Genomic DNA, 26981 nt, shown 5'->3' with positions numbered 1-26981 from the left:
CGGTTGCGCGCCGTGCGTCATACCGGGGAGCCGATGTCCACCCCTACGGGCGTAGGGGGCGGCGGAATGCGGCTACTCGCCCGCGGTCACCAGCCCCGACTCGTACGCGAAGACCACCGCCTGGGCGCGGTCGCGCAGGGCGAGCTTGGTGAGGACGCGGCTCACGTGCGTCTTCACGGTCTGCTCGGCCAGCACCAGCGTCTCCGCGATCTCCGAGTTGGACATGCCGCGGGCCACCAGGGTGAGGACCTCGGTCTCGCGTTCCGTCAGGGCTTTCAGCCGCAGCGCGGGCCTGCCCTTGGCGGGGGGACGCCGCCGGGCGAAGTCCGCGATGAGGCGGCGTGTCACGGAGGGGGCCAGCAGCGCGTCGCCCGCGGCGACGACGCGCACCGCCGCGATGAGGTCGGCGGGCGGCGCGTCCTTCAGCAGGAAGCCGCTCGCGCCCGCCCGCAGCGCCTCGTAGACGTAGTCGTCCACGTCGAACGTCGTGAGCATCAGCACGCGCGGAAGGTGCGCCACGCCCAGCGAGGGCGTGAGGAGGCGGCGCGCGCCCTCGAGCCCGTCCATCTCGGGCATGCGGACGTCCATCAGCACGACGTCGGGACGGGTGCGCCGGCTCAGCTCGACGCCCTGTGCCCCGTCGGGGGCCTCGCCCACCACCTCGATGTCGCTCTGGGCGGCCAGCAGCGCGGCGAAGCCGGCCCGCACCATGGCCTGGTCGTCGACGATGATGACGCGCGTCACGTGGGGTCCCTTTCGTTCAGCGGTAGGTGGGCGGCCACGCGGAAGCCGCCGTCAGGCAGCGGTCCCGCCTCGAGCGTGCCGCCGACGAGGCGGACCCGTTCCCGCATGCCGACGATGCCGTGCCCGGTGCCGCGCTCCTCCAGCGGCGCGGCGGGCGGTGCGGGCGGGGGCCCGTTGACGACGAGGACGGCGAGCCGCCCCCCGTTCTCCGCCACCGCCACCCGCGTCGCGGCGCCCGGCGCGTGCCGTACGACGTTCGCGAGGGCCTCCTGGACGATGCGGTACGCGGAGAGCCCCACCGCCTCGGGCACGTCGGCGTCGCAGGAGGCGAACTCGACCGGCACGCCCGCCCGCACCGTCGCCTCCACGATCTGCCCGATCCGCGTCAGGTCGGGCTGGGGCGCGAGCTCGCCGTGCGTCTCCTCGTTGCGCAGCACGCCGAGGAGCCGCCGCATCTCGCCGAGCGACTCGCGCGCGGTCGCCGCGATGGACGTGAACTCCTCCCGCGCGTCCGGCGGCAGCCCGTCGAGGCGGTACACCGAGGTGTCCGCCTGCACCGTGATGACGGACATGTGGTGCGCCACCACGTCGTGCAGCTCGCGCGCGATGCGGGCGCGTTCCTCCAGCAGCGTCCGGCGGCCGCGCTCGGCCTCGCTGATCGTCTCCTGCTCGGCGAGCCTGCGCTGCGCCTCGTACCGCTCGCGGAGCGCGGCGCCGAGCACGAGGGCGACGCCGCCGAGAATCGTGAGCAGCGTGTCCCGGGCGCCCGTGCCGTGGGGGGCGACGAACCCGAGGGCGACACTCGCGCCCGCCGTCGCCAGCCACACCGCCAGCAGCGTCCGGCGCGACTCGCGCAAACCGAGGGCGAGGCAGAGGCCGATGTACCCGACGATCTCCATGGGCGGGAACGGCCAGAGGAGCCGATCCTCGAAGTCGACGGTGAGCAGGGCGAGCGCCCCGGCGACGTCCGCGGCGAAGACCACGCACCAGGCTCGCAGCGGCCGGACGACGGCGAGCAGCAGCGGCGCCGACTGCGCGACGGCCAGTGCGCCGGCGACGGCTCCGTTCAACCCGTAGTCGGCGCTGAGCACCGTGATCGTCGTGGGCAGCAGGGCGAGGAACAGCACGAACGCCACGGCCCAAGGAAGCAGCCGCACCCACCGCCGCGGAGCCTGCGCGAGCAGTGCGCGCGGCTTTTCCACTGGCGTCATGAACCCAGACTACACTGCACGGTGCAGTGTAATCAGGATAGAGTGTGCCCATGCCGACCACGAAGACCCTGCGTGAGGGGTCCGCGCAGAAGCGGGCCGCCATCCTCGCGGCGGCCCGGGACCTGTTCCTCGCCGACGGTTTCGACCGCTCCAGCGTCGACGCGGTCGCCGCCCGGGCCAAGGTGTCCAAACGGACGGTCTACGACTATTTCGGCGACAAGCGCACGCTGCTCAAGGCGGTCGTCGACGACATCGGCCAGTCGCTCGTCACGACCGTCCAGCGCACCCTGGACGACACCCTCACCGACCGCACCCAGGCGGCCGACCTCGAGGACGCCCTGGTGACGTTCTCGATGCGCATCGCCACCGACATGCTCGGCTCGGCCGAGTACGCGACACTGCAACGGCTGGTCCGGACGGAGTCCGGCCATCTCCCGCGCCGCGGCTACAGCTCCATGGCCAACACCCCCGACGAGGAGCTCGCCGAGCGGCTCGCCGCCTTCGCCGAGGCCGGGCTGCTCGACGTCCCCGACCCCCGGCTCGCTGCCGACCAGTTCATCGCGCTGACGTTCGGCGTCGCGCTGGACCGGTTCGGTTCCGCGAACGCCGCGGAGGACACCCGCGTCCAGCCCCTCGTCGTCGAGGGCGTCCGCACCTTCCTCCGCGCCTACCGAACCACGTAGACGAACCGGTGCGCAGAGGGCCTCCGGCGCCTCCACCCTGCACGCCGGTGCCTCGCTGAGCGAGGGCCATCTGTCGGATATCGCGCGTGCCGGCCTCTGGTGGCTCCGGCAGTACCTCAGCCAACCAGAACCCGATCTCTCCTGGGAGGCTTTCGACCAGCGCGTGCGGCCCTTGGTCGCCAAGGTCGTCCGTGGCGGCCACCGACCGGATGAGCGAAGACCCCGGACTCCAACAGAAACTCATCTGGGTCCTCCGGCAGTCGTTCGAGCTGGTCGAGTGGAGCGACCTTGCAGAAATGACAGACGAACTCGGACGGCAGACCGGCTGACATGTCTTCCCAGGCGATCATTGCGTCGCCCAGTGCGCTCACTCAGACCCGGTTCCAGTAAGGGCGTAGACCGCCAGCGAGACACACGAGAGCGAGCTGGCCGACGGGTGACGCAGGCGTTCGGGCTCTGAGGCAGGACGCGCCGCCGAAGCCCAGGGCGACGCTTGGGCAGGCGCATCCTGGCTCTGATGAGGCTGAGGAGCCACACTCAGGTCCGCCTGCGGAACGCCCAGCGCGTGGAGTCTCATCCCCGCGATCTCCAGCAGGTCCCGCGAAGGGCTGGTTCCCGACAACCGCAAGCTCGGTGAGACTTCTATCGCGCCTGCCAGGAACTCTCCACCGCCCAGGAAAGGGTCGATTGCCGGTCGGCTTGGTGCGGACCTGTTGTTCGGTTCGCCGACGGCTGCGCGCGGTGGCATCGTGGGCGGGTGGCGCAGAAAGAACGAGGTGTGACGGGTTCGTTCGGCACGTGGCTGGCGGGGTTGAGCCGGGAAGAGTTGGCCGGCCTGCTGACCGAGCGGCCGGACGCGACGGCCGACCCGGAGCCGTCGACATTGGGTGAGCTCGCGGAACGGCTGTCCGGCCCGCGCGGGGTCATGGCGGCATTCGCCGCCTGCGATCTGCCGTTGGTGCAGTTCGCGGAGGCGCTCGCGGCCCTCGGCGGCACTGCGGCGAGGCCGGACGCCGAGGCGTTGCTGGGCGCCGCGCCGGACGACTTCGCGAGGGTGCTGGACGCACTCGTCCGGCGCGGCCTCGTATGGCCGGCGGATGGTCTGCTGCATCTCGCGGAGCCGTTGAGGGAATGGCCGATCGGGGACGGACCGCTCGGTTTGGGGCCCTCGGCCGCCGTTCTGCTGCCGCACCTGAGAGCCGAGGATCTCCGCCGGATCGTCCGCGGCCTGGGAGTCGAGCCACCGGGCAAGCGCAAGGCCGAGCTGCTGGAGGCGGCTCTCGCGGGCCTGAGTGACGCGGAACGGGTGCGGCGGGTCGTGGCCGCCGCGCCGCAACAGGAGCGGCGCCTGATCGAGAAGGTTGCGCGCGTCGGCCGCGTGGACGACAACCAGGGCATCTACCTGTTCGGCCAGAAAGGCCCGTATGCCTGGGCGCTGGCGCGGGGACTGCTCGTCCAGCCCGACTGGCTGGAGCCGCTCATGCCCGCGGAGGTGGCGCTGGCGCTGCGCGGCCCGTCCTATCGAGCGCCTTTCACACCGGCCGCGCCGTCCGTCGGCACGGCCGCGGCGCCGGAGGCTACGGTGACGGCGGAGTTCGCCGCGGCGTCGGCCCGCGCCGTGGAGCAGATGGAAGCGGTTCTGCGGTCCTGCGCCTCGGAGCCGCCGACCCGCTTGAAGTCCGGTGGCCTCGGCGTCCGGGAGCTGCGGCGGACGGCCAAGCGGACAGGAGGTTCCGAGGACGCCGTCCGGCTCTGGCTGGAGCTGGCCGCGGCCGAGGGGCTGCTGGACTGGCGCGACGGCGCGCTCGTTCCGACGGCCGAAGGCGGTGATCCGCTGCCGGCCGCCGAGCGCTTGGCGTCCATGGTGCGTACCTGGGCGCACATGCCGCGCCTCCCTTTGCTGGACGACCCGGAGGAGGGTCGTGGCGCTTCGCTGGACACTCGGGCGTACGATCCGGCGGCGCCCCGGTTGCGCGCCGCGGTGCTCGGAAGCCTCGCGGGCCTGCCCGGAGGACGCGGCGCGACCGGACCCGAGCAACTGGTCGCGGCGGTGACATGGCGGTCCCCGCTCCTGTTCGAGGACGCCGAGCCGGCACCGCCTTACATCGCGGCCGTCTGGCAGGAGGCGGAACTGCTCGGTGTGCTCGCCCATGGCGCGCTCACTGCGACCGGACGCGTACTGGCGGGCGCCGAGGCTCAGACAACGCTGGCCGAGGCCGCCGTGGACGCGTTGGAAGCGGCGTGCGGACGGGTACTCCTGCAAGGCGACCTCACAGCCGTGGTCCCCGGGCCGCCCGCGCCGTGGCTGGCCGGGCTCCTGGATCTGGTCGCCGACCGCGAGTCTCGGGGCACCGCCTCGGTCTGGAGGTTCGGCCTGTCCAGCGTGCGGCGCGCCCTGGACGCGGGCCGCTCCGCCGAAGGGATCCGCTCCGACCTGGAGGCGGCGGCGGGCACCGATCTGCCGCAGCCGCTGGCGTACCTGATCGACGATGTCGCCCGCAGGCACGGCGAGGTCACCGTCACCGCGCTCGCCTGCGCGATCTGCTGTTCCCGTCCCGCGCTGCTCGCGGAGATCCTGGCCCATCGAGGGCTGCGCCGGCTGAAGCTCCGGGAACTGGCGCCCACGGTGCTCGCCAGCGCCGAGCCGGTGGACCAGACCCTCATGGCTCTCCGGGCGGCCGGTTACGTACCGGTCGGCGCGGGCGACTCTGGCGCACCCTTGATCGAACGCGCACCGGCACGCCCCTCACGCCGACCGTCACGTCCCTCACGCCACGGGAGGCGTCCGACCGGGAAGCACGAGGCTTCCCGGCCGCGCACGCCGATCGGCCTGGCCGACCGGCTGCACGGAACGTCACCGGACCTGCCCGCCGAAACCGACGGCGTCGGGGCCGGCATGGCGGACCTTGCTCCGCACCTGTCGGTTTCCGAACGGCGCATGCTGGTCCACGCAGTGCGGACGGGCACTGCCGTCGGCATCGACTACGTCAACACCGAGGGCAATCCCACCACCCGTGTGATCGAGAAGATCCGGCTCGACGCCCCCTTCCTCACCGCCTGGTGCCGGTTGCGTGACGACGAGAGGGTCTTCCACATCGGCCGCGTCCAGGCCGTGACCCCGGCCGTTCTCATGACCTGAGGACCGGTCATCGGCGCATCGCCGCAGAGGCCCGCGATGCGGGGCCGCCTCCGGGGGCCGCGACGCGGGGAGGCTTGGCTCGTGTGATCGAGAAGATCCGGCTCTTCCCCTCCTCATTGCTTTCAGCTACCAAACGACGGAAACGGCGCCGAGATTCAAGCGGCAGAACAAGGGAAATGGGTTCATTTCCGGCGTTATGGGCGGACGCTGAAGAAATCTCGGTGCTGGTTCAGGCCGCGTTTCGGTATGTAGCCTCAGGTTTCGATGAAGGGGTCGACGTACAAGAGGTGTAAATGCCGTGGTGCGGACCGAAAGGAACTTGCTTCCCGCTGTCCGCAGCTGCGTCGTTCATGGCGGACGCCGCGCTGCGCAACTGGCCGCGCTCCTGAAACCGTCTCGGCCGAAGTACCGATGAACGGCACCGGGCGGTGGCGCGCGGCTCGGGGCCGCCTCATGCTGTTCGGCCGACGATGCGGCGACTATCGAGGACGGACCGATGACTTTCACGATCACAGTGGGCGGGGCGACCATCACCCAGATCACCGAGGTGGCGCGCTGGCCCTTCCCTCCGCGGGACATGTTTCCCGCCGCCACCGGCGAGGACGTCGCGCGGACGGCCGCGGAGTTCGGGCCGGGTGCCGTGGACGCGGTCACGGGCGATCTCGTGCTGGCCATCCACACCTATCTCGTGCGGCTCGGCGGTACGACGGTCGTCGTGGACGCGGGCAACGGGAACCACAAGGAGCGGCCCAACCTGCTTCCGCACCATCGGTTCGACACCGACTTCCTGGGCCGTTTCGCGCTGACCGGCACCACCGTCGAGGACGTCGACGTCGTCGTCAGCACGCATCTGCACCCCGATCACTGCGGCTGGAACACCCGGCTCGACGGAGACCGCTGGCGCCCGACGTTCACCGAGGCGACGTACGTGTTCGGACGAGCGGAGCTGGAGAACACGCAGGCGCTGGCCGCGTCGGCTCCGGCCGAGGGAGCCGTCGCGGATCTCGTGCGCATGTACGACGACAGTGTCCGTCCCGTGTTGGAGGGCAGCCGGTGGGAGGTCGCCGACGACGGCCACCTGCTGGCCGAGCACGGGGACACCCGGCTTGTCCTGCGGGCGGCTCCCGGCCACACCGGCGGGCACGTCGTGGTCGAGATCCAGTCGCCGGACGGCGGCGCGGTGCTCTCCGGCGACGTCGTCCACCATCCGGTCCAGCTGCTGAACCCGGAGCTGAGCCAGTCCGGGGATGCCGACCCGGCGCTGGCGCGGCGGACGCGCAACGCTCTGCTGGAGCGCTGCGCCCGAGAGGGACTGCTCATTCTCCCCTCACACTTTGCTGCCGACCATGCGTTCACCGTGGACCGCGACGGCGACGCCTTCCGGCTGTCACCGGCCGCCGGAGCGCGCTCCTGACGCCGCGTCGTAGCTGCGCGCGATGTCCTCTACGCGCGAGGAGGGCATGCCGATGGTCGATGAGGGGCCGGAGAAGTTCGGGTACCCGTCACCGGCGGCAGCCGCGGACCGGCCGAGGCGAACGACGCTTCGTCGCCGCGGGCGCGGCCGTGCTGACCACCTCCCGCGGCAGACCTGCTGAGGACACCGGAGCCGCGTTCGTCCCGGCGGACCTCTGGACCTGAACCTCCTCAGCGTGCTCCGCCGGGACCGGGCCCTGCGTCGGGATGGTCGACCGGGGGCCGCCGACGACCTGCACACGCATTCCACTGGGCGACAGTCTCACCGCCTGGAAATGATCCGCCTCGCATCCGTCCGATCGGTGAACCGCTGCCGCCCGGGCCCGCATCACCGTCCTGCGCGGCGACCTCGCGCCGTCGGGCGCCGTCGTCAAACCGGCGGCGGCCTCGCCCCACCTGCTGCGCCACACCGGCCCGGCGCTGGTGTTCGACGGCATGGACGACCTCAGGGCCCGCATCGACGACCCGGACCTCCCGGCCGACGAGAACACCGTCCTGGTGCTGCGCCACACGGGGCCGCGCGGATATCCGGGGATGCCCGAGGTCAACGACCTCCCGCTCCCGAAGAAGCTGCTGGAGGCGGGCGTCACCGACATGGTCCGGATCTCCGACGCTCGCATGAGCGGCACGGCGTTCGGCACGGTCGTGCTGCACGTCGCGCCGGAGGCAGCCGCCGGCGGCCCGCTCGGCGCCGTCCGCGACGGCGACATGGTCGAACTCGACGTCGCCGCCGGCACGCTGAACCTGCTCGTCGACGCCGACGACATCCGGCGGCCATCGCCCACGCGCTGCTCGACGCCGGCCACACCGTCGTCCTGGCGGGCCGGACACGGGCGTCCCTGCACGAGACGGCCGCGAACCACCCGCGCGCCCACGTCGTCGTCGCCGACGTCACCTCCCCGGCGTCGGTCCGCGCGCTGTTCTCGTCGGCGCGCGGACCGCGGGGCCGCATCGACGTCCTGATCAACAACGCGGGGATCTCCGGAGGGCAGGGTGCCGTCGACGAGATCGAGGACGAGACGTGGCACGACGTGCTCGCCGCCAACGTCACCGGCTCGTTCCTCTGCGCCCGCGAGGCCGTGCGCGTCATGAAGCGACAGCGGCCACCGGGCGGCCGGGTCATCAACAACGGGTCGCTGTCGGCGCACGTTCCCCGGCCCCGCAGCGTCGCCTACACCGTGAGCAAGCACGCGATCAGCGGCCTCACCGCGTCGATGAACCTCGACCTGCGCGACCAAGGGATCGCCTGCACGCAACTGGACGTCGGCAACGCCGCGACGGCGATGACCGCCGACATCGGCGTGCGGGCACTCCAGCCCGACGGCACCAGACGCGCCGAACCCGCGATCGACCCCGCGCACGTCGCGCGTTCGGTCGTCCACATCGTGTCGCTGCCGCTGGAAGTGAACGTCCCGTCCATCACGGTGATGGCGCGGACGATGCCCTACGCGGGCCGCGGCCGACGTCAGCGCCGCCGCAGGACCGGCCGGACGATCGAGCGCGCCCGCTCCAGGTCGCGCGAGATCGTCATGGCCGTCGTCCGCACGGCGGTCTCCATCCGGGCCGTGTCGATCCGTCCGACGACACCGGACATCGACACGGCCGCGAGGACCTCCTCGTCCGGGCCGATGACCGGAGCGGCGACGCCGACGATCCCCTCGATCGCCTCCTGCCGGTCGAACGCCGCACCCCGCCGCCGCACACGTCGCAGCTCGGCCCGCAGCTCCCCGCTCTCCACCGCCGTGTACGGCGTGAAACGCCGCAGGTCACCGGGGATGACCACCATCTCCGGAGGCATGAACGCCAAGATCGCCTTGCCGGACGCGCTCGCGTGCGCGGGGGACCGACCACCCGAATGCTGAGGCAGCCGCGGCCCCTCGACACTGCGGAAGACGTCCAAGTGCACGACGTCGAAGCCGTCCAGCACCGCGAGCCCGACATTCTGCCGGGTCGCCTCGTGCAAGGTCATCAGATGCCTCTTCGACGCCTCGCGCAGGTCCCGCTGCTGCGGCAGCTTCTCCCCGATCTCGAAAAGCAGCAGGCCTGGACGGTAGTCCCGCCCGTCTCGCTCCAGCAGACCGACCCGGACCAGCTCCCGCACCGTCCGGTACACCGTCGTCTTCGGCAGCCCCGTTCGCTGCGCCAGCGCTGCCGCGCTCAACGCGCCCCGGCTCCGCGCGAACTGCTTCAAGATCTCGGCGACACGGCCGACCGAGGTGACCTCCCCGGTGGCCCGATGGGCGGGACTCATCCCGAAATTCTCCCCGCGAATCCCGCGAATGTCCAGGTCACAGAGCCCGCACCGCGCCCTCGGCAACCGGCTGCCAGCCCCGCGCCGGCACTGGAACCTGACCACCGACACACAGGAAACCAGGCGCCGCAGAACCACTCGCCGCGAGCCTTGGTAGCCGTTCTCCTCGACGGCGATGACCCAGTCACCGACCCGGCGCACCGGTGCCTGCCGAAAATCACGTCCGTGCAGGTGAGACGTGCAAGGAGTGGGTTCTGGTGCGCGGCTTGATCGGTTCGCAGGGACGGGGCATGGCGAGGCGGTCGACGGACACCTGACCTGAGGTCACCGGCGACCATCAGGAAGGATGTCCGCCATGCCGTCACCGCACCCGCCCGAGTTCCGCCGCCGAGCGGTCGAGCTGGCCCGCCAGGGCGATAAGTCCACGGTCCAACTGGCCAAGGACCTGGGCATCAGCTGATCCTGCCTGCAGAACTGGGTGAGCCAGGCCGATGCCGACGACTAAAGCGCAGGCGGGAAGGGCGGCAGCGACCGCTTGAGCACCGCAGAGAAGAAGGAACTGGCCGAACTGCGGCGGCGTAACCGGCAGCTGGAGACCGAGAACGCAGCGGCATCTGGCCGACGAACACGGCATCGACCGCCGCAAAGTCAAATAGATCCTCGCCAAAGGCCAGTCCGCTGCTCCGTCCTGACCTCCTCGGCGTCTTAAGCCGGTACTGCACATCGGGTGTGAAGCATCGGTGAAGGCGCGGAGTTCAAGCCTGGTCGGCGATAAGTTCTCGGCAGGGTGTGAGAAGGGCCGGCTGGACCGGCGGCACCGTCAAGGACGCCTGACTCGGCCGTCCGCGAGTCGCCAGCGGAATAGCTCGTCGGCGTCGTCATCGCGGCGAGCGCCCGTCAGCCACGTACCGTCCCCGAGGGCGTTGACGACGAGGTCCTCGGACACATCGCCGAAGGGGTAACGCACAGGGCCCAGCCGGCTCAAGTCCGACGCGCTGACCAGCACGTGCTCTGCCCGATTCGCCTCGTAGTCCACCAGCGGAACGAGCACGCGATCGTCATCGACGAATCCGGGGAGCAGTTCGATGGTCTCCGCCTCTCCCAGTTCGAGAAGGGGCCCAGGTTCGCCGGGCGGGAACGTCTCGCGGCGCATGCCGCCGAACTCGTCCAAAGCCACGTAGTGCTCGCCGTTCGGAGACAGCGAGACCAGCAGATCGAGACCCTCCCGTTGCGGCAGGTCGACCACCTCGACACCGGATCCGGTGAATCGGCCGTACACACTGGCCTCACCGCCCAACTCGATGGTGACGTGCTCTCCGTCGGGGTGCAGGCGATGTACCGAACCGCGCTCGGAGCAGTCGGTCAACCAGTACGCCAGCAACCGGCCGGTCGCCGCGTCGATGACCATCCAACTGGTCTGGTCTCCGCCCTCGGGATGGCTTCCCGGGAGGCCGTAGACGTGCGCCCAGACACGTGCGGCATCGGCGGTCACCGCGCAGGACCCCTGCTCGGGCCCCCACCTCGAAAGCTTGTACGGCACCTCCCACAACGTCGTCCCCCGCCGGTCCACCGCCCGCACCCGGTCACGGCCGCCGAACACGGCGAACCGCAGATCGGGACTCACCGCGCTGGCCTCGTCATCGAAGTCGGGCCAGGGACGCGGGAACACCGCCACCGGGCGCGGCGTCCCGTCGAACCCCTCGTCCAAGTCGTAGACGGTCAGGTCTTCGGACCCGCGAACCCTCCCGAACAGCTTCCCCGGCCACCGCTGGCACAAGTCCGGATCGAAGGCCAGCCGCCCGATCCCGGGCGCTCGAACCCGACACACCTCAATCGCCGCGAACATCGGCCCATCTTCCCAGCCCTGCGAGGCCGTCGGGTACTGCCGAACGCACCGCTCGCGCGGGTCACTGAACCGCGCGGCCGCTGCGCTGTCGCGGACGGCCAGGACCACCGGGCGCCCCTTCGCCTGCACCGAACACCGGTCTGCACCGGGTCCTGCTGGACGAACTCGACGCCGCTGGTGAGCTGGACTAGTTCTCAAACTGCCGGAGGTTGTGGACGGTTGCGTCCACGGAGGTGGGGTACGAGTTCGACCAGGTCAAGTGGCATGGCGTCGTGACGTGAGACGGCCACCGCGTGAATCCTTCGAATCGACCAAGATCAGGAGGAAGGAACGCGATGGCCGCCGAGAACAGTGTGGACCCCGCCGAGTGGATTGCCGAGCAGATTGGAATTTTTCAAGTCCGGAATGACGGACTTCGATGGTGCGTTCGGTAAAGATGGTGGCGTCGCGGCTGGCGCACGTGCCCGAAAAGCCGGTAGAGACCGGCGAAACCAGTACCCAGCCCGTGCTAGGAACCATCACCGGCAAGGGCGACAAGAACCTGGTCCGGATCACCGTCGCTGACGACGCCCCAAGTTTGCGCTTCGCAATGGTAGAGAAGACTGGTGCCAGCCAGGCTCTGATCGAGGAATCCAACACTGGCGTCATCATCGCCACCGATAATCACCCATTCTATTGCTTTCGGGTGGTCGACGTCATGCCGGTCACCCCCATTATGTACCTCCGCCCGGCGTGACCAAAATGCCGACCGCGCATCGTCGGATCAACGCCTGGACCAAGGCGGGGCTGCGGCCCCGGTTGCACCATGCCGTGCTGAACGAGTTCAGCGTGCGCGGTCAGGTGGACTGGGCGTCGACAATTGTGGATTCCGCCGTACGGGCGAAAAGGGTGGGCGCGCTGTGATGTGATTGTCCTCGACCAGGAAGGCCGCGTGCCCGCGCTGGATGGGCAGTGCATCGGCGGTAACGACCACGTCTTGCAGAGCCAGGGGCTCAAGCAGATCACGAAAGCAGCCGATCTCGTTGGTCTTGACGGGATACGAATCTGCGCGCTCACCTGCCCGTTCCCGGTCATCGCGGCCAGCAGGTGCGCGGCCGGTGCACCGTCGTGGCGGGAACCGCGCGGACTTGCCGTCCAGGGCCAGGGTGTCGGCGGGACCGGCGCCGGTCAGGGCGGCCGGTCCTTAGGGGCGCACCTGCTCGATCATCCGGCGGAGGGTGGACGGGGCATCGCGGGTGTGGCGTGGGTGCGGCGACCAAACGATCGTGTCCGACCGCTGGGGGCGTTGGGACGTTACGTAGGTGCTGGACGACGGTTGAACGCCTACGGCATCGCGATGTGTTGCCGACCGCAGACGGTGCGCCGTCGTCCGGGCGTCGGCTGTGCTGAGGGATGCCTGCCCGCATGTCGTCGGGCGGCCTGGGCATCGAGGAGGGTAAGGCGGGACCTGCCTGGAGGGCGGGAGGCGACCGACGAGCGGACTTCGAGCGGACACGGGGACATACCCGGACGGAACCGGCGGGGGCAAACCGGGGCGAACGCGCGTTCGCCCTGGTGGGGGTGGTGGGTCGCGTGGGACTCGAACCCACAACCTACGGATTAAAAGTCCGGAGCTCTCGTATCAGAGCGGCGCTCTCAGAGTTGCCATGTACCAGTCTGTCCGCATCCAGCACCATCTCCATGCCGCCACATCCCGCTACGTGCCGCCCCGGTTTAAAACCGCCGAGCGAACAACGAGCGAACACGGCCGTTGTTGGGCGTTCAGCCGTCGAAGCGTGTCCATGGGATGTCGAGGTCTGCGAAGGGGCGGAGGACGCTGTGGTGCGCGGCGCCGGCGGAGATCTGGCACTGTTCGTCTTCGGGGTCGTCGGTGGTCTCAATGATCAGTCCGGGTGCGACGTAGAACGAGGTTTGGAACAGCGGCCACATCCATGTTCGGAGCGGTACGCGGCGCAGCGTGCCCGTCAGCCGGTGGGCGACCGGCCACGGGACCCAGTCCGTCCAGGCCCGGTAGGAAGAGCTCATCACGGCCTCGTACAGCGAGAACTGGATGAGGAAGCCGCTCAATCGCTCGCGTTCGCGATGTCGGCATGTGGGGTCCTCAATGGTCCACACGACCGGATCGTCCTCGCTCGTGTCCAGTGCCCAGACGAAACCACCCTGGCTCTCGAGGCCGAACTTCAGTAGGCCTTCGTGGTCGGTGCGCAGTTCGCCCGGGGGACGGATGGAATTCTGGACGCCCAGGACGTGCGGCCGTCCGTGGGCGAGCCGGTAGAACTCGGCCAGAGTCGTCGGGACATCGGTGACCGTGGAGGGTTCGGGCTTGCTGAAGGGGGCCGGGTGCCAGCCTTCGGTGAACATCTGCAGAGCGGCGGCGCGGTCGCCGTCGAGGTGGTCCAGCCACTCCAACCCGGGCAGTGCGGTGGGCGTGCTGGGTGGACGCACCCGGTCGAGCACATCGAAATCCAGCGGCGGATCGATCGCCAGGTGGCAATCTTCGAGCGTGCGCTGATCGCGGTTGCTATGGGCCCGCGCGTACCGTCCTGTGCCGAGGTACAGCAGCCCCTCTGGTATTCGGACGAATAGATGTACCGGGTGCGACTCCCAGCGGGTCCGTGACCATGGGGTGACGCCCCAATTGCTCAGGAGCCGGTCTGCGACATCGCCTGGCACGGGGCCGACGAGTGTGAAGGTGTCGCGGTTGCGCACTCCGCTGGCGTCCAGATCGTCTCCGGCGTTCGCGACGATCACGGTGCTGTCCGGTCCGTCGGCGACATCGGCGCCTCCGGCGGTGAACCTATCCGCCCCGGGCCCTGCAAGCCCCAGCACGTCACCGTCGTCGGTTACAGCCAACCGGGTCAGCGGCATGCACCGACTGTAACGGATCCCTCGGACGCTGAACTTCGAGTCGCAGGCGGGACCGTCCAGTGACTGGACGAGCCCCCGGAGACGTGCTTTGTCGCGAAGGCACGTCCGGGCATGATTCGCACCATGGAGCATCGCGGGCACGGGCGGTTCGCACTGGTAGATACGGACGACGACCACGTCTTGGGCATGTGCGCCGCGGTGGACGGTCTGTTCGGCAAGCCCGAATGCGGGACGTACGAGCTGTTCGGCTGGGCCCCGGAAGGCGCCGAAATACAGGGCTGGGTCGGTGACCGGGTGTGGCTGCTGCCGGACGACGACGCGTTCGGCCCCTGGCTGCTGGAGGACGCCCGAAGTCTGGGAGGGCACCCGGGGACGGGCAGTCTCGTGCTCACCGGCCTCGACGATTACGAAGGCCCGCCCGAGGGGTATCGGGGCCGCGTCCGCGTGCACGACGAGTACCGGTGGCTCGGCTTTTGTGTCGAATTCGCTCAGATCCTGCCGCCCGAACAGATCACGCCTCCGCTCGTCCTGCGGGGGCTGGCCCCCACTGGCCGGTTGCGGGCGGCGCTGGCGAAGGGCACCCGGCGGGCGCTGAACCTGGAGGAGATCGCCCTGGAGATACGGGACGACCAGGGAGAGTTGCTCACCGACCGGGTGCAGAGGGCCAAGGTCAAAACCTGGCACCCATCCTCCACCGGAACGGACTTGATCGACCTGGAACTCGACGGAAGGGGCTTCACGCCCGTTCCCGAACACCTTCGGCCCCTTTGGGAGCGGTGGTTCACCGGACCGCCCGACACTCCGAACACCTGGGCCGACCTCGACACCCGGCACCGCGTGGCCTGGCTCGATCTCGTCCGAGGACGAGGCTGTCGGCTCTCTCACCGCGATCGTCCGGCCGGTCACGCCTACGAACTCGACGGTCGGGACGTCACAGACGAACCGGGCCTCTTCCTGGCGCTGGGCGAGGCGGTGAACGGGCCGGGCGGCTACTTCGGCGGCTGCCTGGCGGCCCTGGACGACTGCCTGGGCGGCACCTTTGGATACACCGCCCCCGCGACCCTGCTCTGGCGAGACGCCGCGACCGCACGTGAGCACCTGTCCCAAACCCTGACACCCGACGGCGAGTCCTGCGACCTGTTCGCTGGGGTCCTCGACGTCCTGGCCGAGGGCGGCATGCACGTCACTATGGCGTAAGCCGCAAGTCGCCCGGGCGGCATGCACCTATGCAGCCAGGGGGCGGGATTACGACGCCCCCTGCCGGGCTCGCTCAGTCGGCGGACGTCAAGAGCGTCAGCCGCGGGTGCCCCGTCGACGTGTACACATGCCAGGCCTGGAGACCGTTGCCTCCCGGGGCGATCTCCAGGTGGATGGTCTGGCCCGGCTCCAGGGTGAACTCGATCGGCGGACTGCCACGTTTCTCAACGCTACGTAGTCTCCTTGCGCGTGAGTCCCGCCCGTAACGTCCGGGCGGAGCCCGTGCCGTGCTGTCACGGGGAGGTGCCCGGTGTGGCAGGTTTCCCTAAATGTCTCAGCAGGTCGGTAGCGTCCACGGCCACACCCCACGAGACGGGAACCTGCATGAACGTGGCTGAACTCGACGTCTTCTACTGCGAGGGCTGGGACCCGGCGACCCGTACGGCGGTGGGGCCGCTGTCGACGAGCCGGGCCCGGACGCGGGACCGCGCGGGCGAACAGTACGCCGTCCTGCTGTCCTCGGCCGACGGGCCGGTCGCGGTCGTCGAGATCGCGTGGGCGGAGCATTACTGCTCGACCTGGCTGCTGGACGAGGAACTGCGCCGCGACTTCCAGGTCGAAGGGCGTCTGCTGGCCGAAGGCCGCTTCTTCATCCAGCGGATGCGCTCGTGGACGTACGCGAACGCCGAGCAGCCCGAGTTCGACGGGAACGCGGCGCGTCGGACCTGGGTCGTCCACCTGGACGGGCGGATGTGGCTGCAGGACGAGCCGGGCGGTGACGCCGGCGGCCGCTGTGACACCGGCAGCGAGATCGTTCCGGAGGACCACTGGGTGGACGTCCCCGAGTTTGGCGACTGGAGCTGTTTCGCCGCTCTCCTGAGCGATGGCGACTGGAAACTCGCCGAAAAACCGGTCTTGCGTGATGTTTCCCCGGCCGAAGGCGACGGGCTCCCTGCCGAGGAGCGGCCCTGGCGGCCGCCCCGCCCGCTGGCGCCCCGGAACCTGGACCGGGTCCTCGTCCACGGCTCGCGATTCCGGCTCGATTCCGGCGACGCGGTCACCGTCGAGGTTCGACGGGCCGGGACACTGCGGATGCCGTCCGGCAGGGTCGCGGCCGCCGACCCCGGTTGGCTGGAGGGCGGCGCCGAACCGTTCACAACGGCGATCCCGCCGGGCGAGTACGACCTGATGCTGTCCTGGGTCCGTCCGGACGCCTGGCCGGAACACCGGCGGATGGCCGCGGCCAGGCTCGCCGTCCGCGACGTGCCTGTGACGAGCTGGGAACTCGCGCTGCTCGAAAGCCAGGACCCCCGCACGCTGGGCGAGAAACAGTTCTTCGGCTTCGGCGTCGATTCCGGGCTCGGATGCTTCGTGGACGCCGCAGCCGTGGAGGCCCTGGCGAGCATCGCGGACAAGGCCTTTGAGGAGAAGTTCGGCCCTGACGAGGACGACGAGACCCCCGAATTCACCGACCCCGCGACGGGCGCCAATCTCATCGTGTTCCCGGCCGGGTGGGGCGACGGATCTTACCCGACCTGGATCGGCCGCGGCGCGGACGGCGAGGTGGCCGCCCTCGTCGCCGACATGCTCATCGTCAACCGCGCCGAGCCGCTGGACCCCCAGGAGCCGGGTCAGGACGGCGACAGATACCCGCTCGCCGAGCCTCGGTAGACCATGAGTGAGGGCCCGCGGGTGAAGCTACCGGCTCTGGCGAAATCCGCAGGTCGGCGTTGTCAAGAGCCCCTCAATTAGCGGATGACACAGCGACGACGTCAGTGCGCTGAATGGGCCTCAACCACATCCGAGGCGGAGGCTAGGGTGCACGTCCATGGATGCCGCTGATCTTGATTACAAGACCAGGACTTACGCTGCTTGCATTCCTCCGCACCTGGTCTCGCGGCTTATCGAACTCGGCCATACCGATGAGGTGGAGTTCCAGGCCAGCCGTGGGGAGTGGTTCTGCGCTCGAGAGCAGGCACGGCTGCTCGCCGAACAGGGGCGGCGAGTAGAAGCGTCGGAGGTCCTCGCCCCGTATGTCGCCACGGGATGGTGGAAGGCCGTCGAGGCCATGGCGGCGATGTTGGAGGAGTGGGGTAGGGGCGACGAGGCGATCGTGCTGGCCCGTCCGCATGCGGAGGCGGGAGAGCGTTCGCGTTCGGCGCTGGGGGTTCGTCGCGCGTCTGCTCGCGCGGCATGGCCGGGCTGATGAGGCGTTCACTCTACTGCGCCCGCATGTCGAGGATGCGTGGCTGGCCGCCGTCCTGGTCGACGTCGCCGAGGCTGCGGGCCGGGGCGAGGACGCCGCCGCGCTGCTGACCGCCTGTATCAATGCGCCCCGGAGTTGCGACGATCCGTCGTGCAGCCGCCGCAGGATCGAACCCTTCAACGCCGTCGACCTGCTCGCGGCGATCCGTGAACGCCAGGGCCGCGTCGAGGAGGCGATCGCCTTGCTGCGCACCCGGGAAACCACCTCGGTCAACGGCCGAGACCAGCTGGCCGACCTGCTGGCCCGGCATGACCGGCTCGAGGAACTGCGTGAGTACGCGGTGGCCGAGTCCCTCGGGACCGCCGCGCAGTGTCTTGCGGAGGTGCTGGAGGAGCGCGGTGACGTGGAGGGCGCGATCGCGGTGTACCGGCAGCCGGGGCGTTCAGGGTTCGGTAGGAACCACGTGGCCGTTCGTCTCGTGGAGCTGTTGGTGCGGCACGGGCGAGGCGAGGAGGCGACGGAGGTGCTGCGCTCGCTCGCGGACTCGCCCGGCGGGGAGGAGGACTGGATCGTCGACATGCTGTGCACCCACTATGTCGACCAGGGCCGTCCCGAGGACGGCCTGGCGTATCTCGACGCCCTCAAGGCGCGCCGTGGCCGGGAGGAATGGGAGTTCTTCCGGATACGGCTCCCGTTGCTGGTCGCGTGCGGCCGCCGCGAGGAGGCGATCGACCTGGCCATGGCACACCCTGAGCGCGACACCTGGGCCATTGCCGAGCTGCTGGCCGACGCCGGACGCACCGAGGAGGCCGTTGCCCTCCTCGAACAAGACGATGGCGGCAGCATTCTGGCCGACTACCTCATCGACCTCGGCCACATCAAGGACGCCGTGGCGATCCTCCAACACCCCAAACCCAGCTCGACCAGCTGCTGCAGGTTGACGAACCCACTGAAGAGCCCCCGTTCTGAAACCGTGTCACAGCAGTCAGCCGGCCCGCGAGAGCCGGTGAGCCCCTGCGCATTGAGGTGGTTGTCGCAGATAAGGCGGAGCAGCGTCCTGATCGTTCCGTTGCGGCATGCCTGTTCTGCTGAGGAGGTTGGCAAGAAGCTCACAACGATCTATGTCTTCGGTGTACGAAGCGTGCATGGCGATTACGAAGAGTGTCGGTGGGGTCTACCGGCGGTGCGGGTGCGTGGATCCCCGGACGGGGAGAGCGTGGGGCGACCGCTGCCCGAACATGGCTGCCGGCCGGCGGCATGGGAGTTGGTATCTGCGGGTGGAGCTGCCGGTTGGCGCTGATGGCCGTCGTCGGCGGATCCGCCGCGGCGGCTTCCCCACCAGAAAAGCCGCCGAAGAAGCTCTCGCCCACCTCCGAACGCCCTTGAATTCGGGCGGTGAGCTCGTCACGGTGGGCGAGTGGCTTACGCACTGGCTGGCCACCCGCACCGGTGCGGCGTCCACCGTCAGCGGATATGCGAGCCACGTCCGTCTCTACCTCGCCCCGTACCTGGGCACGGTGGCGCTGGCCGAGCTGTCGGTCTCGCACCTGCAGGCGATGTTCGCGCGCATCTCCCGCGACCACGAGCGTCAAGGAAGGCCGCTGACGGCGGCCACCCTGAAACGGATCCGGGCGACGCTGCGCACCGCCCTCAACGCCGCGCTCCGCCGGGGCCTGATCTCCGACAATCCAGCCGCGCGGGTGGAGTTGCCGCCTGCCCGGCGTCCGCGCGCGGTCGTGTGGACCGCAGCGAGGGTCGAGCACTGGCAGCGGACGGGGGAGCGTCCATCGGTCGCGGTGTGGACGGCGGCGCAGACCGCCGAGTTCCTCGACGCCATCGGTGACCACCGCCTCTATGCGGCGTATCACCTGATTGCCCTGCGCGGGCTGCGGCGCGGGGAGGCGGCCGGGCTGCGCTGGTGCGATGTGGACCTGGAGCAGGGCGTCGCGGTCATCTCGCAGCCAGATCCAGCAGCATCAAGGACATCTGACGGCGTGCCCGCCCAAGACCGCCTCGAGCGCTCGTGTCATCGCCCTGGACCGCACGACGGTCTCGGCCCTGCGCGCCCACCGCGATGTCCAGCAGAAGGAACAACAGCAAGCGGGGGAGGCGTATCGGGACAGCGGTTACGTCTTCACCCGACCCGGCGGCGGTCCCCTGGGGCCGGACCGACTCAGCTGCATCTTCCGCACGCTGATAGCCGAGCACGGGCTGCCGCCGATCCGGCTGCACGACCTGCGGCACGGTGCCGCCACCCTCGCCCTGGCAGCCGGTGTGGAGCTGAAAGTGGTACAGGACATGCTCGGGCATTCCAGCATCGTCCTCACCGCCGACACCTACACCTCCGTCCTCCCCGAGGTCGCCCACCGCGCCGCGGAAAAGACCGCCGCTCATGTCATGAAAGCGCGAGGTGTCATTCCTGGCACCAACCGGACCCGCCGCCAAGCACCCACCCGCAAGAAGCGCCGCCGCGGCCGGAAGACGGCATCGCGACCGGGCGCCTCCTCGGCCCATCCCGCGCGCCAGATAGGTCGCCCTCAGCGCCCCTAAACGCCGGCGTCAGGCCATGACCGCGCACTTCTAGAGCCTTTTGGCTCCCTCGTTCCCCGTCGTCGACGTTTGAAGGGCTAACTGAATACGCCACGCGTGTCACCCATCCCAGGGGCGATGCGGTGATCAGTCATGCCCGGCGGGGCGTCGAGCCGTTGGCCGGGTTGGAGGCATGAAGGCTGTCCGGTGTGCCCGGAACGCCCGGGACCCAGGATGGCCTCAGTGCGGCCCCAGGCGGGAGCGGCCAAGGCCGCCGTAGACGGCGTTTGCCCTGGTCAGGGGTGGTGGGTCGCGTGGGACTCGAACCCACAACCTACGGATTAAAAGTCCGGAGCTCTGCCAATTGAGCTAGCGACCCGTTGAGCAAGCGTACCTAGATCGGTGCCGGGTTCGCGACGGGGTTACGGCGGGGAAGGGTGATCGTGGGGGTCGGGGCGTGTTGAGCGGGTTGGCGGGGCGTTCGATTTGACGGTGTGGGCTAGGGGCTTGGGCCGCGGATCTTGCTGGGGCGTGCGGTCCGGTGGGGTTGCAGGGGGAGGGGTTCGCATTGGGCGCGCCAGTGGGTGGGGGGATCGCCGACTATGCCGCCGACGATGGCGCAGTTGGTGTCGATGTCGCCTCCGGCGGCCGCGGTCGTCCAGAAGGCGCGCTCGTAGTCGTCCTGGTTGCGGGCCGCGGCCCAGAGGACGAACGGGACGGTGTCGTGCGCGGCGACCCGGCGTCCGTTGCCGAGGACCGATGACGCGAGGGCCGGGTCGCCGAGGGGGAGGAGGCGGCGGGCGTCGATGATGCCGGCGCGGACGTTCGTCGGCGGGGTGCAGTCGATGATCGTGTCGAGGAACGCGCCGGGGGTGGTGCGGGGGGGGGGCGGCCGCGACGGCGACCGCGATCGCGCCGGCGACGGCTTCGGGGTGCGGGTGCGTGACCTCGGCGGAGAGGGCCGCCTGGCGGGCGGCGGTGGCGGGGTCGCCGAAGTACCAGGCGCCGACGGGGGGTGCGAGCCGAGCGCGTCGCCGACGGCGAGGGCCTGGAGGGTCGCGTAGGCGCGGTTCACGCGGGCTCCAGGAGGTTCGAGAGTTCCTTGCGCGAGGAGATGCCGAGCTTCGGGTACGCCTTGTACAGGTGGTACTCGACGGTGCGGGGGCTCAGGAACAGTTGTGCGGCGATCTCGCGGCTGCTGGTGCCCTCGGCGGCGAGGCGGACGACCTGGAGTTCCTGCGGCGTCAACCGATCGAGCGCGTTGGGTGCGGCGGGCGTCGCGGCGGATTCGCCGGTCGCGCGGAGTTCGGCGCGCGCCCGGTCGAGCCACGGGGCGGCACGCAGGCGTTCGAAGGTCTCGACCGCGGAGCGGAGCGGCACGCGGGCGTCGGAGCGTCGTCGTGAACGGCGGAGCCATTCGCCGTAGAGGAGTTCGGTTCGGGCTCTTTCGAACGGGCGCGTGGACTGTTCGTGCAGCTCGGCTGCGAGCTTGAAGGGTTCTTCCTCGTCGGTGAGGAGGGCTTCGCAGCGTGCGGCGACTGCGAGCGCCCACGGCTGGTTCGCGGCGCGGGCCCAGGCGCGGAAGCGGTCGTGGGCGGGGCGCGCGAGGTCGGGGGCGCCCGCGCGGACCGCGGCCTCGACCTGGTCGGCGGCGGACAGGATGGCGTGGCTGCCGTGCCGGCGGGGGCCGCCGGCGATGTCGTCGAGGCGGCGGAGGGCGTCGTCGTGGCGGCCGAGGGCGAGGTCGAGGAGGGCGCGGGCGCTGTCGGCGAAGCCGCCGCCGGGGGGCGGGGCGTCGGCGGCGAGGTCGCGGAGGCGGTCCTCGTCGCCCTCGATGGCGGCGACGCGGGCGAGGGCGGCGCGGAGCCGTCCGGCGCGGCGGGCGAGGCCGGTGTCGCGGGCGAGCGCGACGGCCTCGGCGACGGACGCCTCGGCGTCGGCGTGCAGGCCGAGCATGATCTGCGCGTGGGCCTGCGTCTGCAGGACGTTCGGGAGGGCGCCGACGAGGCCGTGCCGGCGGCAGCGGGCGGCTTCGGCGGCGGCGAGGTCGAGGACGGCGCGGTCGTCGCCGACGATGATGGCGAGCTGGGCGGCGCGGATGAGGTCGCCGGGGCGGTCCAGGAGGCCGGCGAGGAGCGGCAGGCCGCGGTCGTGCTCGTCGCGGACCTGGTGCGCGAGGCCCCGCACGTACGGGTCGTCCGAGGTGGCGGCGATGCGCAGGACGGACGGAGCGTCCCCGCAGGTCCACGCGTAGTTCGCGGCGTCGCGGAGCATGGCCGTGCGGTCGTCCGGGCCCGCGTGGGCGGCGTGCTCGATGAGCATGCGGACGGCGGCGCGGGGGTCGCCGCGTTCGAACTCGACGGTCGCGTGGACGCGGCCGAGGCGGGCGCGGGCGGCGGGGTCGGTGAGGAGGTGTTCGGCGGACGCCGAGAGCTGTTCGGCTTCCTCGACGTTGCCCGCCTGGAGGGTGAGGTCGGCGGCGGCGGCGAGGCGTGCCGCGCGCGCTTGGGTGTCGGGTGTGAGTTCGGCGGCCTGCTGGTAGAGGACGGACGCCGTGGCGTAGCCGGTGCGGTTCCGCGCGCGCTCTGCGGCGTCCTCCAGTTCCTTGGCGACGTCCTCGTCGGGGACCATCGCGGCGGACGCGCGGTGCCGCACCCGGCAGTCGACGTCGTCGGCGCTGTCGGCGAGGGCCTGGTGGACGGCGATGCGCTGGGTCGCGACGGCGCCCTGGTAGGCGGCCGTGAGGATCAGCGGGTGCCGGAAGGCGACGGACCGTCCGGACACGTCGACGAGCCCGGCGCGTTCGGCGGCGGCGAGGTCGGTGAGGTCGGCGTCGAAGCGGCGGGCGGCGCGCAGCAGGGCGGGCATGTGGCCGCGCCCTTCGGCGGCCGCGATCAGCAGCATGACCTGGGTCTTGTCGGGGAGTTCGGCGATGCGTTCGCGGAACGCGGCGGTGACCCGGTCGGCGACGGGGAGGGGGTCGGGGTTGCACGGCGCGCGCTGCCCGGCGGCGGCGAGCTCGCGGAGGGCGAGGGGGTTGCCCTGGGATTCGCGGATGACGCGGGGGCGGGCGGCGCGCGGGACGTCCCGGTCGGCGAGCATCCGTTCGGCGTCGGCGGCGTCGAGGCGTTCGAGGAGCAGCTCGGGCAGGCCGGTGCCGGCGAAGCCCGCGTCGCGGGCGGCGAACAGCATGACGACGCCGTCGGCGGTGAGGCGGCGGGCGGCGAACAGCAGGGCCTGCGCGGTGGCGCCGTCGAGCCACTGGGCGTCGTCGACGAGGCAGAGGGCGGGGCCGTTCTCCTCGGCGAGGTCGGCGAGGAGGGTGAGGACGGCGAGGCCGGCGGTGAACCGGTCGCGGTGGTCGGTGGGGGCGCCGGGGTCGTCGAGCGCGGTGCGCAGCGCGGCCGACTGGGCGGCGGGCAGCGCGTCGAGCCGGTCGCGGACGTGCCACAGCAGCTGGTTCAGGCCCGCGTAGGCGAGGTTGGCCTCGGCTTCGACGCCGACGGCGCGCAGGACGTGCGTGCCGCCGGACGCGCGGAGCGTCGACGCGGCGTCGTCCAGCAGCGCGGACTTGCCGATGCCCGCCTCGCCGCGCAGCAGCAGCGCGGCGCTGCGCCGGTGGTCGCGGGCCTCGGCGAGGAGGGTGGAAATGCGCGTTCGTTCGGTGTTCCGCCCGTAGAGCACGTGTCCAAACTACGGGGCCAGGTACCGAAACGGTACGGATGCGGCCCGTGTGCGGGGGTTCGTAGGTTCGTGACCATCGGAAACGCCGCTAGGAGGACGTGATGGACGAGCTGTTCGAGCCGGTGTCGATCGGGAAGCTGGAGCTGCCGAACCGGTTGGTGATGGCCCCGATGACGCGGAGCCGGGCGTTCGACGACGGCAAGGTGTCGGAGCTGACGGCGGAGTACTACCGGCAGCGGGCGGGCGCGGGGTTGATCGTGAGCGAGGCGGTGCAGCCGAGCGTCCGGGGCCAGGGGTACATGTGGACGCCGGGGCTGCACGCGGACGCCCAGGTGGCGGCGTGGCGGAAGGTGACGGACGCGGTGCACGCCGCGGGCGGGCGGATCTTCGCGCAGCTCATGCATTCGGGACGGGTCGGGCATCCGGTGCTGTACCCGGACGGGGGCCTGCCGGTGGGGCCGTCGCCGATCGCCAGCGGTGACAGCATGTTCCACCCGGACGGGATGCTGGAGCATCCGGTGCCGCGGGAGATGACGGTGGACGACATCGCGGAGGCGGTCGCGGCGTTCGCCGCCGCCGCGCGCAACGCGATCGACGCGGGCTTCGACGGGGTCGAGATCCACGGCGCGAACGGGTACCTGATCCACCAGTTCCTGGGCGACGGCAGCAACGTCCGGACGGACGGGTACGGCGGGTCGGTCGAGAACCGCGTCAGGTTCGGGACGGAGGTGGCGCGGGCGGTCGCGGACGCGATCGGGCCCGAGCGGACGGGCTTCCGGGTGTCGCCGGGGAACGGCGCGGGCGGGGTGACCGAGAGCGACGTGCCGGAGGTGTACGGGGCGCTCGTCGCGGCGCTGGCCCCGCTGGGCCTCGCGTACCTGCACGTCATGGAGCTGGGCAACCGGGACGTGACGCGGCTGATCCGCGACGGCTGGCCGGGCGCGCTCGTCCTGAACCCGCACCCGGTCGCGGACGGGTCGCCGGCGAGCCCCGAGGACGGCGCGGCGGCGCTGCGCGACGGCGTCGCGGACGCGATCGCGCTGGGGCAGCTGTGGCTGGCGAACCCGGACCTGCCGGAGCGGATCCGGGCGGGCGGCCCGTACAACGAGGCCGACGCGGCGTCGTTCTACGGCGGTGACCACCGCGGCTACACCGACTACCCGGTGCTCGCCGGCTGAAGCCCGCGGGGGCGCGCCGGATGTGGCCGTCCGAGGGGATTGACGGGAACCTCCCAGGGATCTGTAGTCCGAGAAAGACTCATGTTCCTCGGAGGTTCCCCGTGCCCGGCAGATCCCGTTGCGCACGTCTCCTGGCCGTCCTGGTGCTGCTCGTCGCGGCCGGGACGGCGCTTCCGGCCGCGGCGGACGCCCGCGGCACCGTCAGGTTCCCCGCCGACTTCCTCTGGGGCGTCTCCACGAGCGGTTTCCAGAGCGAGGGCTCGTTCCCCGACAGCAACTGGACGCGCTACGTCGAGAGCCGCGCGGGCGAGGTCGAGGACCCGTACCACGACTCCGTCGACTTCCGGCACCGCTACCCGAGCGACATCGGGCTCGCGCGGGGCCTCGGCGTGAACGTCTTCCGGACGTCCGTCGAGTGGGCCCGCCTCGAACCCCGCCGCGGCCACCGCGACCCGGACGCGATCGCCTACTACGACGACCTCGTCCGCCGGATCCGCGCCGCCGGGATGCGGCCGATGCTGACCCTCGACCACTGGGTGTACCCGGGCTGGGTGGCGGACCAGGGCGCCTGGGACGACCCCCGCACCCAGCAGGACTGGCTCCGGCACGCCGAGTTCGTCGTGAACCGCTACAAGGACATGGACGTCCTGTGGGTCACGTTCAACGAGGCCAGTTCGTACATCTACCGGGAGTTGGCGCACCGCCCTCTGGACCTGGGGCAGGTCCTCACGATGCAGAAGGCGCTCGTCAAGACCCACAGGGCCGCCTACGACATGATCCACCGCATCGACCCGGGCGCCATGGTGTCGAGCAACGTCGCCTACGGCACGGTCGTCAACGGACTGTTCGACGCGGCCCTGTTCAACGAGGCCACCGACAAGCTCGACTTCATCGGCCTCGACTACTACTACGGCGCGAACCTGGAGAACATCAGCGCCGCCCACGCGCTGACGGGCGAGCTGTGGAAGATCGACCCCGCCCCCGAGGAGCTGTACTACGCGCTGAAGCAGTACCACCTGCGCGTGCCCGACCTGCCGATCTTCATCGTGGAGAACGGCATGCCCATGGACGACGGCAAGCCCCGCCCGGACGGCTACACGCGCTCCGACCACCTGCGCGACCACATCTACTGGATCCAGCGGGCCATGGCGGAGGGCGTGCCGGTGATGGGCTACAACTACTGGAGCCTCACCGACAACTACGAGTGGGGCAGCTACCGGCCGCGCTTCGGCCTCTACACGGTCGACGTGCTGACCGACCCGTCCCTGACCCGGCGGCCCACCGAGGCCGTGCCCACCTACCGGTCGCTGATCGCCCGCCGCGGCGTCCCGTCCGGGTACGTCCCGGTCCGGAAGCCGGGCTGGTGCTCGATCGGCGACCCCCTCGGCAGCTGCTTCGGCAGGCCCGCGACCCCGCCCGCCTCGTAGCCGTTCGTCCGGAAACTCCCAACCTCGCGCCACTGGAAATGACAACCGTTTCCATGTGAGAGTGGAGGCGTCCTGCCCACCCCGCACAGAGGGAGTGCGTTCATGTCGCTGACCGTCGACGACCGGCTCATGGAGACCGCGATGAAGGGGGAGGTGGACGACGCGTCGTTCGTCGCGTGCGTGCGCGCCTCGCTGCCGTACGCGTGGGAGGTGATCAGCGGCGTCGTCGAGCGGATGCGCGACGGCGGCGAGGGCTTCGCCGACAACCAGACCCCGCCGCCGGACGAGCGCGCCCGCGGCGAACTGCTGCGCGCCCTCGCCAGCGACGCGATGCGCGGCGCCCTCGAACGCCACTTCGGCGTCCGCCTGGCGTTCCAGAACTGCCACCGCGTCGCCGCCTTCGACCCGCGCACCGAAGGCGCCGCCGACCGCTACGACCGCTTCGTCTCCCCGAGGGCCCAAATCCTGAACCAGTCCCCCGAACTGATCGACTGCTGACCAACCAAGGAACAAGGCGGCGGCCTGGCCGGGGCCCTGGGGGCCCC

General features: G+C 70.8%; 21 protein-coding genes, 1 tRNA gene and 2 pseudogenes. 16 read left to right on the top strand and 8 right to left on the bottom strand.

Going from position 1 to position 26981, the window contains the following annotated elements:
• Positions 1-72: 72 nt before the first annotated feature.
• On the bottom strand, positions 73-744 hold the full coding sequence (locus AB0L25_RS18595) for a response regulator (RefSeq protein WP_500173618.1): 672 nt from the start codon (positions 742-744) through the stop codon (positions 73-75).
• Entirely contained in the window at positions 741-1955 is a 1215-nt protein-coding gene (locus AB0L25_RS18590) for a sensor histidine kinase (protein ID WP_500173616.1), read from the bottom strand. The genes AB0L25_RS18595 and AB0L25_RS18590 overlap by 4 nt, the downstream gene beginning before the upstream one ends.
• Positions 1956-2005: 50 nt before the next feature.
• Between AB0L25_RS18590 and AB0L25_RS18585 the strand changes: the two genes are divergently transcribed.
• The 6 genes and pseudogenes from AB0L25_RS18585 to AB0L25_RS18560 all read left to right on the top strand — a co-directional run.
• Complete coding sequence (locus tag AB0L25_RS18585) at positions 2006-2638, top strand: TetR/AcrR family transcriptional regulator (RefSeq protein WP_500173614.1); 633 nt, start codon at positions 2006-2008, stop codon at positions 2636-2638.
• A gap of 191 nt (positions 2639-2829) precedes the next feature.
• Positions 2830-2967, top strand: coding sequence for a hypothetical protein (locus AB0L25_RS18580; RefSeq protein WP_500173612.1), 138 nt, complete (start codon positions 2830-2832; stop codon positions 2965-2967).
• Between the two features lie 428 nt (positions 2968-3395).
• A complete protein-coding gene (locus tag AB0L25_RS18575) occupies positions 3396-5777 on the top strand; it encodes a helicase-associated domain-containing protein (protein ID WP_500173609.1) in 2382 nt (793 codons plus the stop codon).
• A gap of 496 nt (positions 5778-6273) precedes the next feature.
• Entirely contained in the window at positions 6274-7191 is a 918-nt protein-coding gene (locus AB0L25_RS18570; protein WP_500173607.1) for an MBL fold metallo-hydrolase, read from the top strand.
• Positions 7192-7577: 386 nt separating this feature from the next.
• Positions 7578-7964 (top strand): annotated as a pseudogene (locus tag AB0L25_RS18565) (dihydroxy-acid dehydratase); the annotation flags it as partial.
• Between the two features lie 62 nt (positions 7965-8026).
• Positions 8027-8569 (top strand): annotated as a pseudogene (locus AB0L25_RS18560) (SDR family oxidoreductase); the annotation flags it as partial.
• Between the two features lie 146 nt (positions 8570-8715).
• Here AB0L25_RS18560 and AB0L25_RS18555 read toward each other — a convergent pair.
• Positions 8716-9501 carry an IclR family transcriptional regulator gene (locus tag AB0L25_RS18555; RefSeq protein WP_500173605.1) on the bottom strand — a complete coding sequence of 262 codons (786 nt, stop codon included), beginning with the start codon at positions 9499-9501 and terminating at the stop codon, positions 8716-8718.
• A gap of 820 nt (positions 9502-10321) precedes the next feature.
• The gene (locus AB0L25_RS18550) at positions 10322-11455 is read right to left on the bottom strand and encodes a hypothetical protein (RefSeq protein WP_500173603.1); all 1134 of its coding nucleotides are present in this window, start codon (positions 11453-11455) and stop codon (positions 10322-10324) included.
• Positions 11456-11765: 310 nt separating this feature from the next.
• Between AB0L25_RS18550 and AB0L25_RS18545 the strand changes: the two genes are divergently transcribed.
• Both AB0L25_RS18545 and AB0L25_RS18540 read left to right on the top strand, forming a co-directional pair.
• A complete protein-coding gene (locus tag AB0L25_RS18545; RefSeq protein WP_500173601.1) occupies positions 11766-12083 on the top strand; it encodes a hypothetical protein in 318 nt (105 codons plus the stop codon).
• A complete protein-coding gene (locus tag AB0L25_RS18540) occupies positions 12080-12250 on the top strand; it encodes a hypothetical protein (protein ID WP_500173598.1) in 171 nt (56 codons plus the stop codon). Before AB0L25_RS18545 ends, AB0L25_RS18540 begins: the two co-directional genes overlap by 4 nt.
• 858 nt (positions 12251-13108) lie before the next feature.
• On the opposite strand, the gene AB0L25_RS18535 is transcribed toward AB0L25_RS18540, so the two are convergent.
• Positions 13109-14215 (bottom strand): hypothetical protein, encoded by a 1107-nt coding sequence (locus AB0L25_RS18535; protein WP_500173596.1) that lies wholly within the window; start codon positions 14213-14215, stop codon positions 13109-13111.
• A 123-nt stretch (positions 14216-14338) separates the two neighbouring features.
• Here AB0L25_RS18535 and AB0L25_RS18530 point away from each other — a divergent pair, with 123 nt between their 5' ends.
• From AB0L25_RS18530 to AB0L25_RS18510, 5 genes are all read left to right on the top strand, one after another.
• Positions 14339-15412: a barstar family protein gene (locus AB0L25_RS18530; RefSeq protein WP_500173594.1), complete on the top strand. Its 1074-nt coding sequence runs from the start codon at positions 14339-14341 to the stop codon at positions 15410-15412.
• Positions 15413-15796: 384 nt separating this feature from the next.
• The gene (locus tag AB0L25_RS18525; RefSeq protein WP_500173592.1) at positions 15797-17083 is read left to right on the top strand and encodes a DUF4241 domain-containing protein; all 1287 of its coding nucleotides are present in this window, start codon (positions 15797-15799) and stop codon (positions 17081-17083) included.
• Between the two features lie 157 nt (positions 17084-17240).
• Positions 17241-17618: a hypothetical protein gene (locus AB0L25_RS18520; RefSeq protein WP_500173590.1), complete on the top strand. Its 378-nt coding sequence runs from the start codon at positions 17241-17243 to the stop codon at positions 17616-17618.
• Positions 17542-18918: a hypothetical protein gene (locus AB0L25_RS18515; protein ID WP_500173588.1), complete on the top strand. Its 1377-nt coding sequence runs from the start codon at positions 17542-17544 to the stop codon at positions 18916-18918. Before AB0L25_RS18520 ends, AB0L25_RS18515 begins: the two co-directional genes overlap by 77 nt.
• A 623-nt stretch (positions 18919-19541) precedes the next feature.
• Complete coding sequence (locus AB0L25_RS18510; RefSeq protein WP_500173585.1) at positions 19542-20168, top strand: tyrosine-type recombinase/integrase; 627 nt, start codon at positions 19542-19544, stop codon at positions 20166-20168.
• A 282-nt stretch (positions 20169-20450) separates the two neighbouring features.
• Here the strand turns inward: AB0L25_RS18510 and AB0L25_RS18505 are convergent.
• The 3 genes from AB0L25_RS18505 to AB0L25_RS18495 form a co-directional block, all read right to left on the bottom strand.
• Positions 20451-20526: transfer RNA gene (locus AB0L25_RS18505), tRNA-Lys, on the bottom strand.
• A gap of 120 nt (positions 20527-20646) precedes the next feature.
• On the bottom strand, positions 20647-20955 hold the full coding sequence (locus AB0L25_RS18500; RefSeq protein WP_500173829.1) for an ADP-ribosylglycohydrolase family protein: 309 nt from the start codon (positions 20953-20955) through the stop codon (positions 20647-20649).
• 263 nt (positions 20956-21218) lie between these two features.
• On the bottom strand, positions 21219-23831 hold the full coding sequence (locus AB0L25_RS18495) for an AAA family ATPase (RefSeq protein WP_500173583.1): 2613 nt from the start codon (positions 23829-23831) through the stop codon (positions 21219-21221).
• Positions 23832-23932: 101 nt separating this feature from the next.
• On the opposite strand from AB0L25_RS18495, the gene AB0L25_RS18490 reads away from it, so the two are divergent.
• The 3 genes from AB0L25_RS18490 (at position 23933) to AB0L25_RS18480 (ending at position 26934) form a co-directional block, all read left to right on the top strand.
• Positions 23933-25009 (top strand): alkene reductase, encoded by a 1077-nt coding sequence (locus AB0L25_RS18490; protein WP_500173580.1) that lies wholly within the window; start codon positions 23933-23935, stop codon positions 25007-25009.
• A 101-nt stretch (positions 25010-25110) separates the two neighbouring features.
• Positions 25111-26436, top strand: a complete 1326-nt coding sequence (locus AB0L25_RS18485; RefSeq protein ID WP_500173578.1) for a family 1 glycosylhydrolase — start codon at positions 25111-25113, stop codon at positions 26434-26436.
• A 102-nt stretch (positions 26437-26538) separates the two neighbouring features.
• Positions 26539-26934 (top strand): SCO5389 family protein, encoded by a 396-nt coding sequence (locus AB0L25_RS18480; protein ID WP_500173576.1) that lies wholly within the window; start codon positions 26539-26541, stop codon positions 26932-26934.
• The last annotated feature ends 47 nt before the right edge of the window (positions 26935-26981 follow it).

The sequence above is a fragment of the Spirillospora sp. NPDC052242 genome (genome assembly GCF_040679555.1).
In the GTDB taxonomy this organism is placed as follows: Bacteria; Actinomycetota; Actinomycetes; order Streptosporangiales; family Streptosporangiaceae; genus Spirillospora.
Note: the sequence above shows the minus strand (reverse complement) of the source record. Positions and strands in the feature narration are given on the sequence as shown.

Excerpts from the sequence above, each read along its gene's own strand:
- AB0L25_RS18515 (WP_500173588.1), top strand. The coding sequence starts at position 17,542 with ATGCGGAGGCGGGAGAGCGTTCGCGTTCGGCGCTGGGGGTTCGTCGCG.
- AB0L25_RS18525 (WP_500173592.1), top strand. The coding sequence starts at position 15,797 with ATGAACGTGGCTGAACTCGACGTCTTCTACTGCGAGGGCTGGGACCCG.
- AB0L25_RS18510 (WP_500173585.1), top strand. The coding sequence starts at position 19,542 with ATGTGGACCTGGAGCAGGGCGTCGCGGTCATCTCGCAGCCAGATCCAG.
- AB0L25_RS18535 (WP_500173596.1), bottom strand. The coding sequence starts at position 14,215 with ATGCCGCTGACCCGGTTGGCTGTAACCGACGACGGTGACGTGCTGGGG.
- AB0L25_RS18555 (WP_500173605.1), bottom strand. The coding sequence starts at position 9,501 with ATGAGTCCCGCCCATCGGGCCACCGGGGAGGTCACCTCGGTCGGCCGT.
- AB0L25_RS18490 (WP_500173580.1), top strand. The coding sequence starts at position 23,933 with ATGGACGAGCTGTTCGAGCCGGTGTCGATCGGGAAGCTGGAGCTGCCG.
- AB0L25_RS18520 (WP_500173590.1), top strand. The coding sequence starts at position 17,241 with ATGGATGCCGCTGATCTTGATTACAAGACCAGGACTTACGCTGCTTGC.
- AB0L25_RS18590 (WP_500173616.1), bottom strand. The coding sequence starts at position 1,955 with ATGACGCCAGTGGAAAAGCCGCGCGCACTGCTCGCGCAGGCTCCGCGG.
- AB0L25_RS18585 (WP_500173614.1), top strand. The coding sequence starts at position 2,006 with ATGCCGACCACGAAGACCCTGCGTGAGGGGTCCGCGCAGAAGCGGGCC.
- AB0L25_RS18480 (WP_500173576.1), top strand. The coding sequence starts at position 26,539 with ATGTCGCTGACCGTCGACGACCGGCTCATGGAGACCGCGATGAAGGGG.
- AB0L25_RS18570 (WP_500173607.1), top strand. The coding sequence starts at position 6,274 with ATGACTTTCACGATCACAGTGGGCGGGGCGACCATCACCCAGATCACC.
- AB0L25_RS18530 (WP_500173594.1), top strand. The coding sequence starts at position 14,339 with ATGGAGCATCGCGGGCACGGGCGGTTCGCACTGGTAGATACGGACGAC.
- AB0L25_RS18545 (WP_500173601.1), top strand. The coding sequence starts at position 11,766 with ATGGTGCGTTCGGTAAAGATGGTGGCGTCGCGGCTGGCGCACGTGCCC.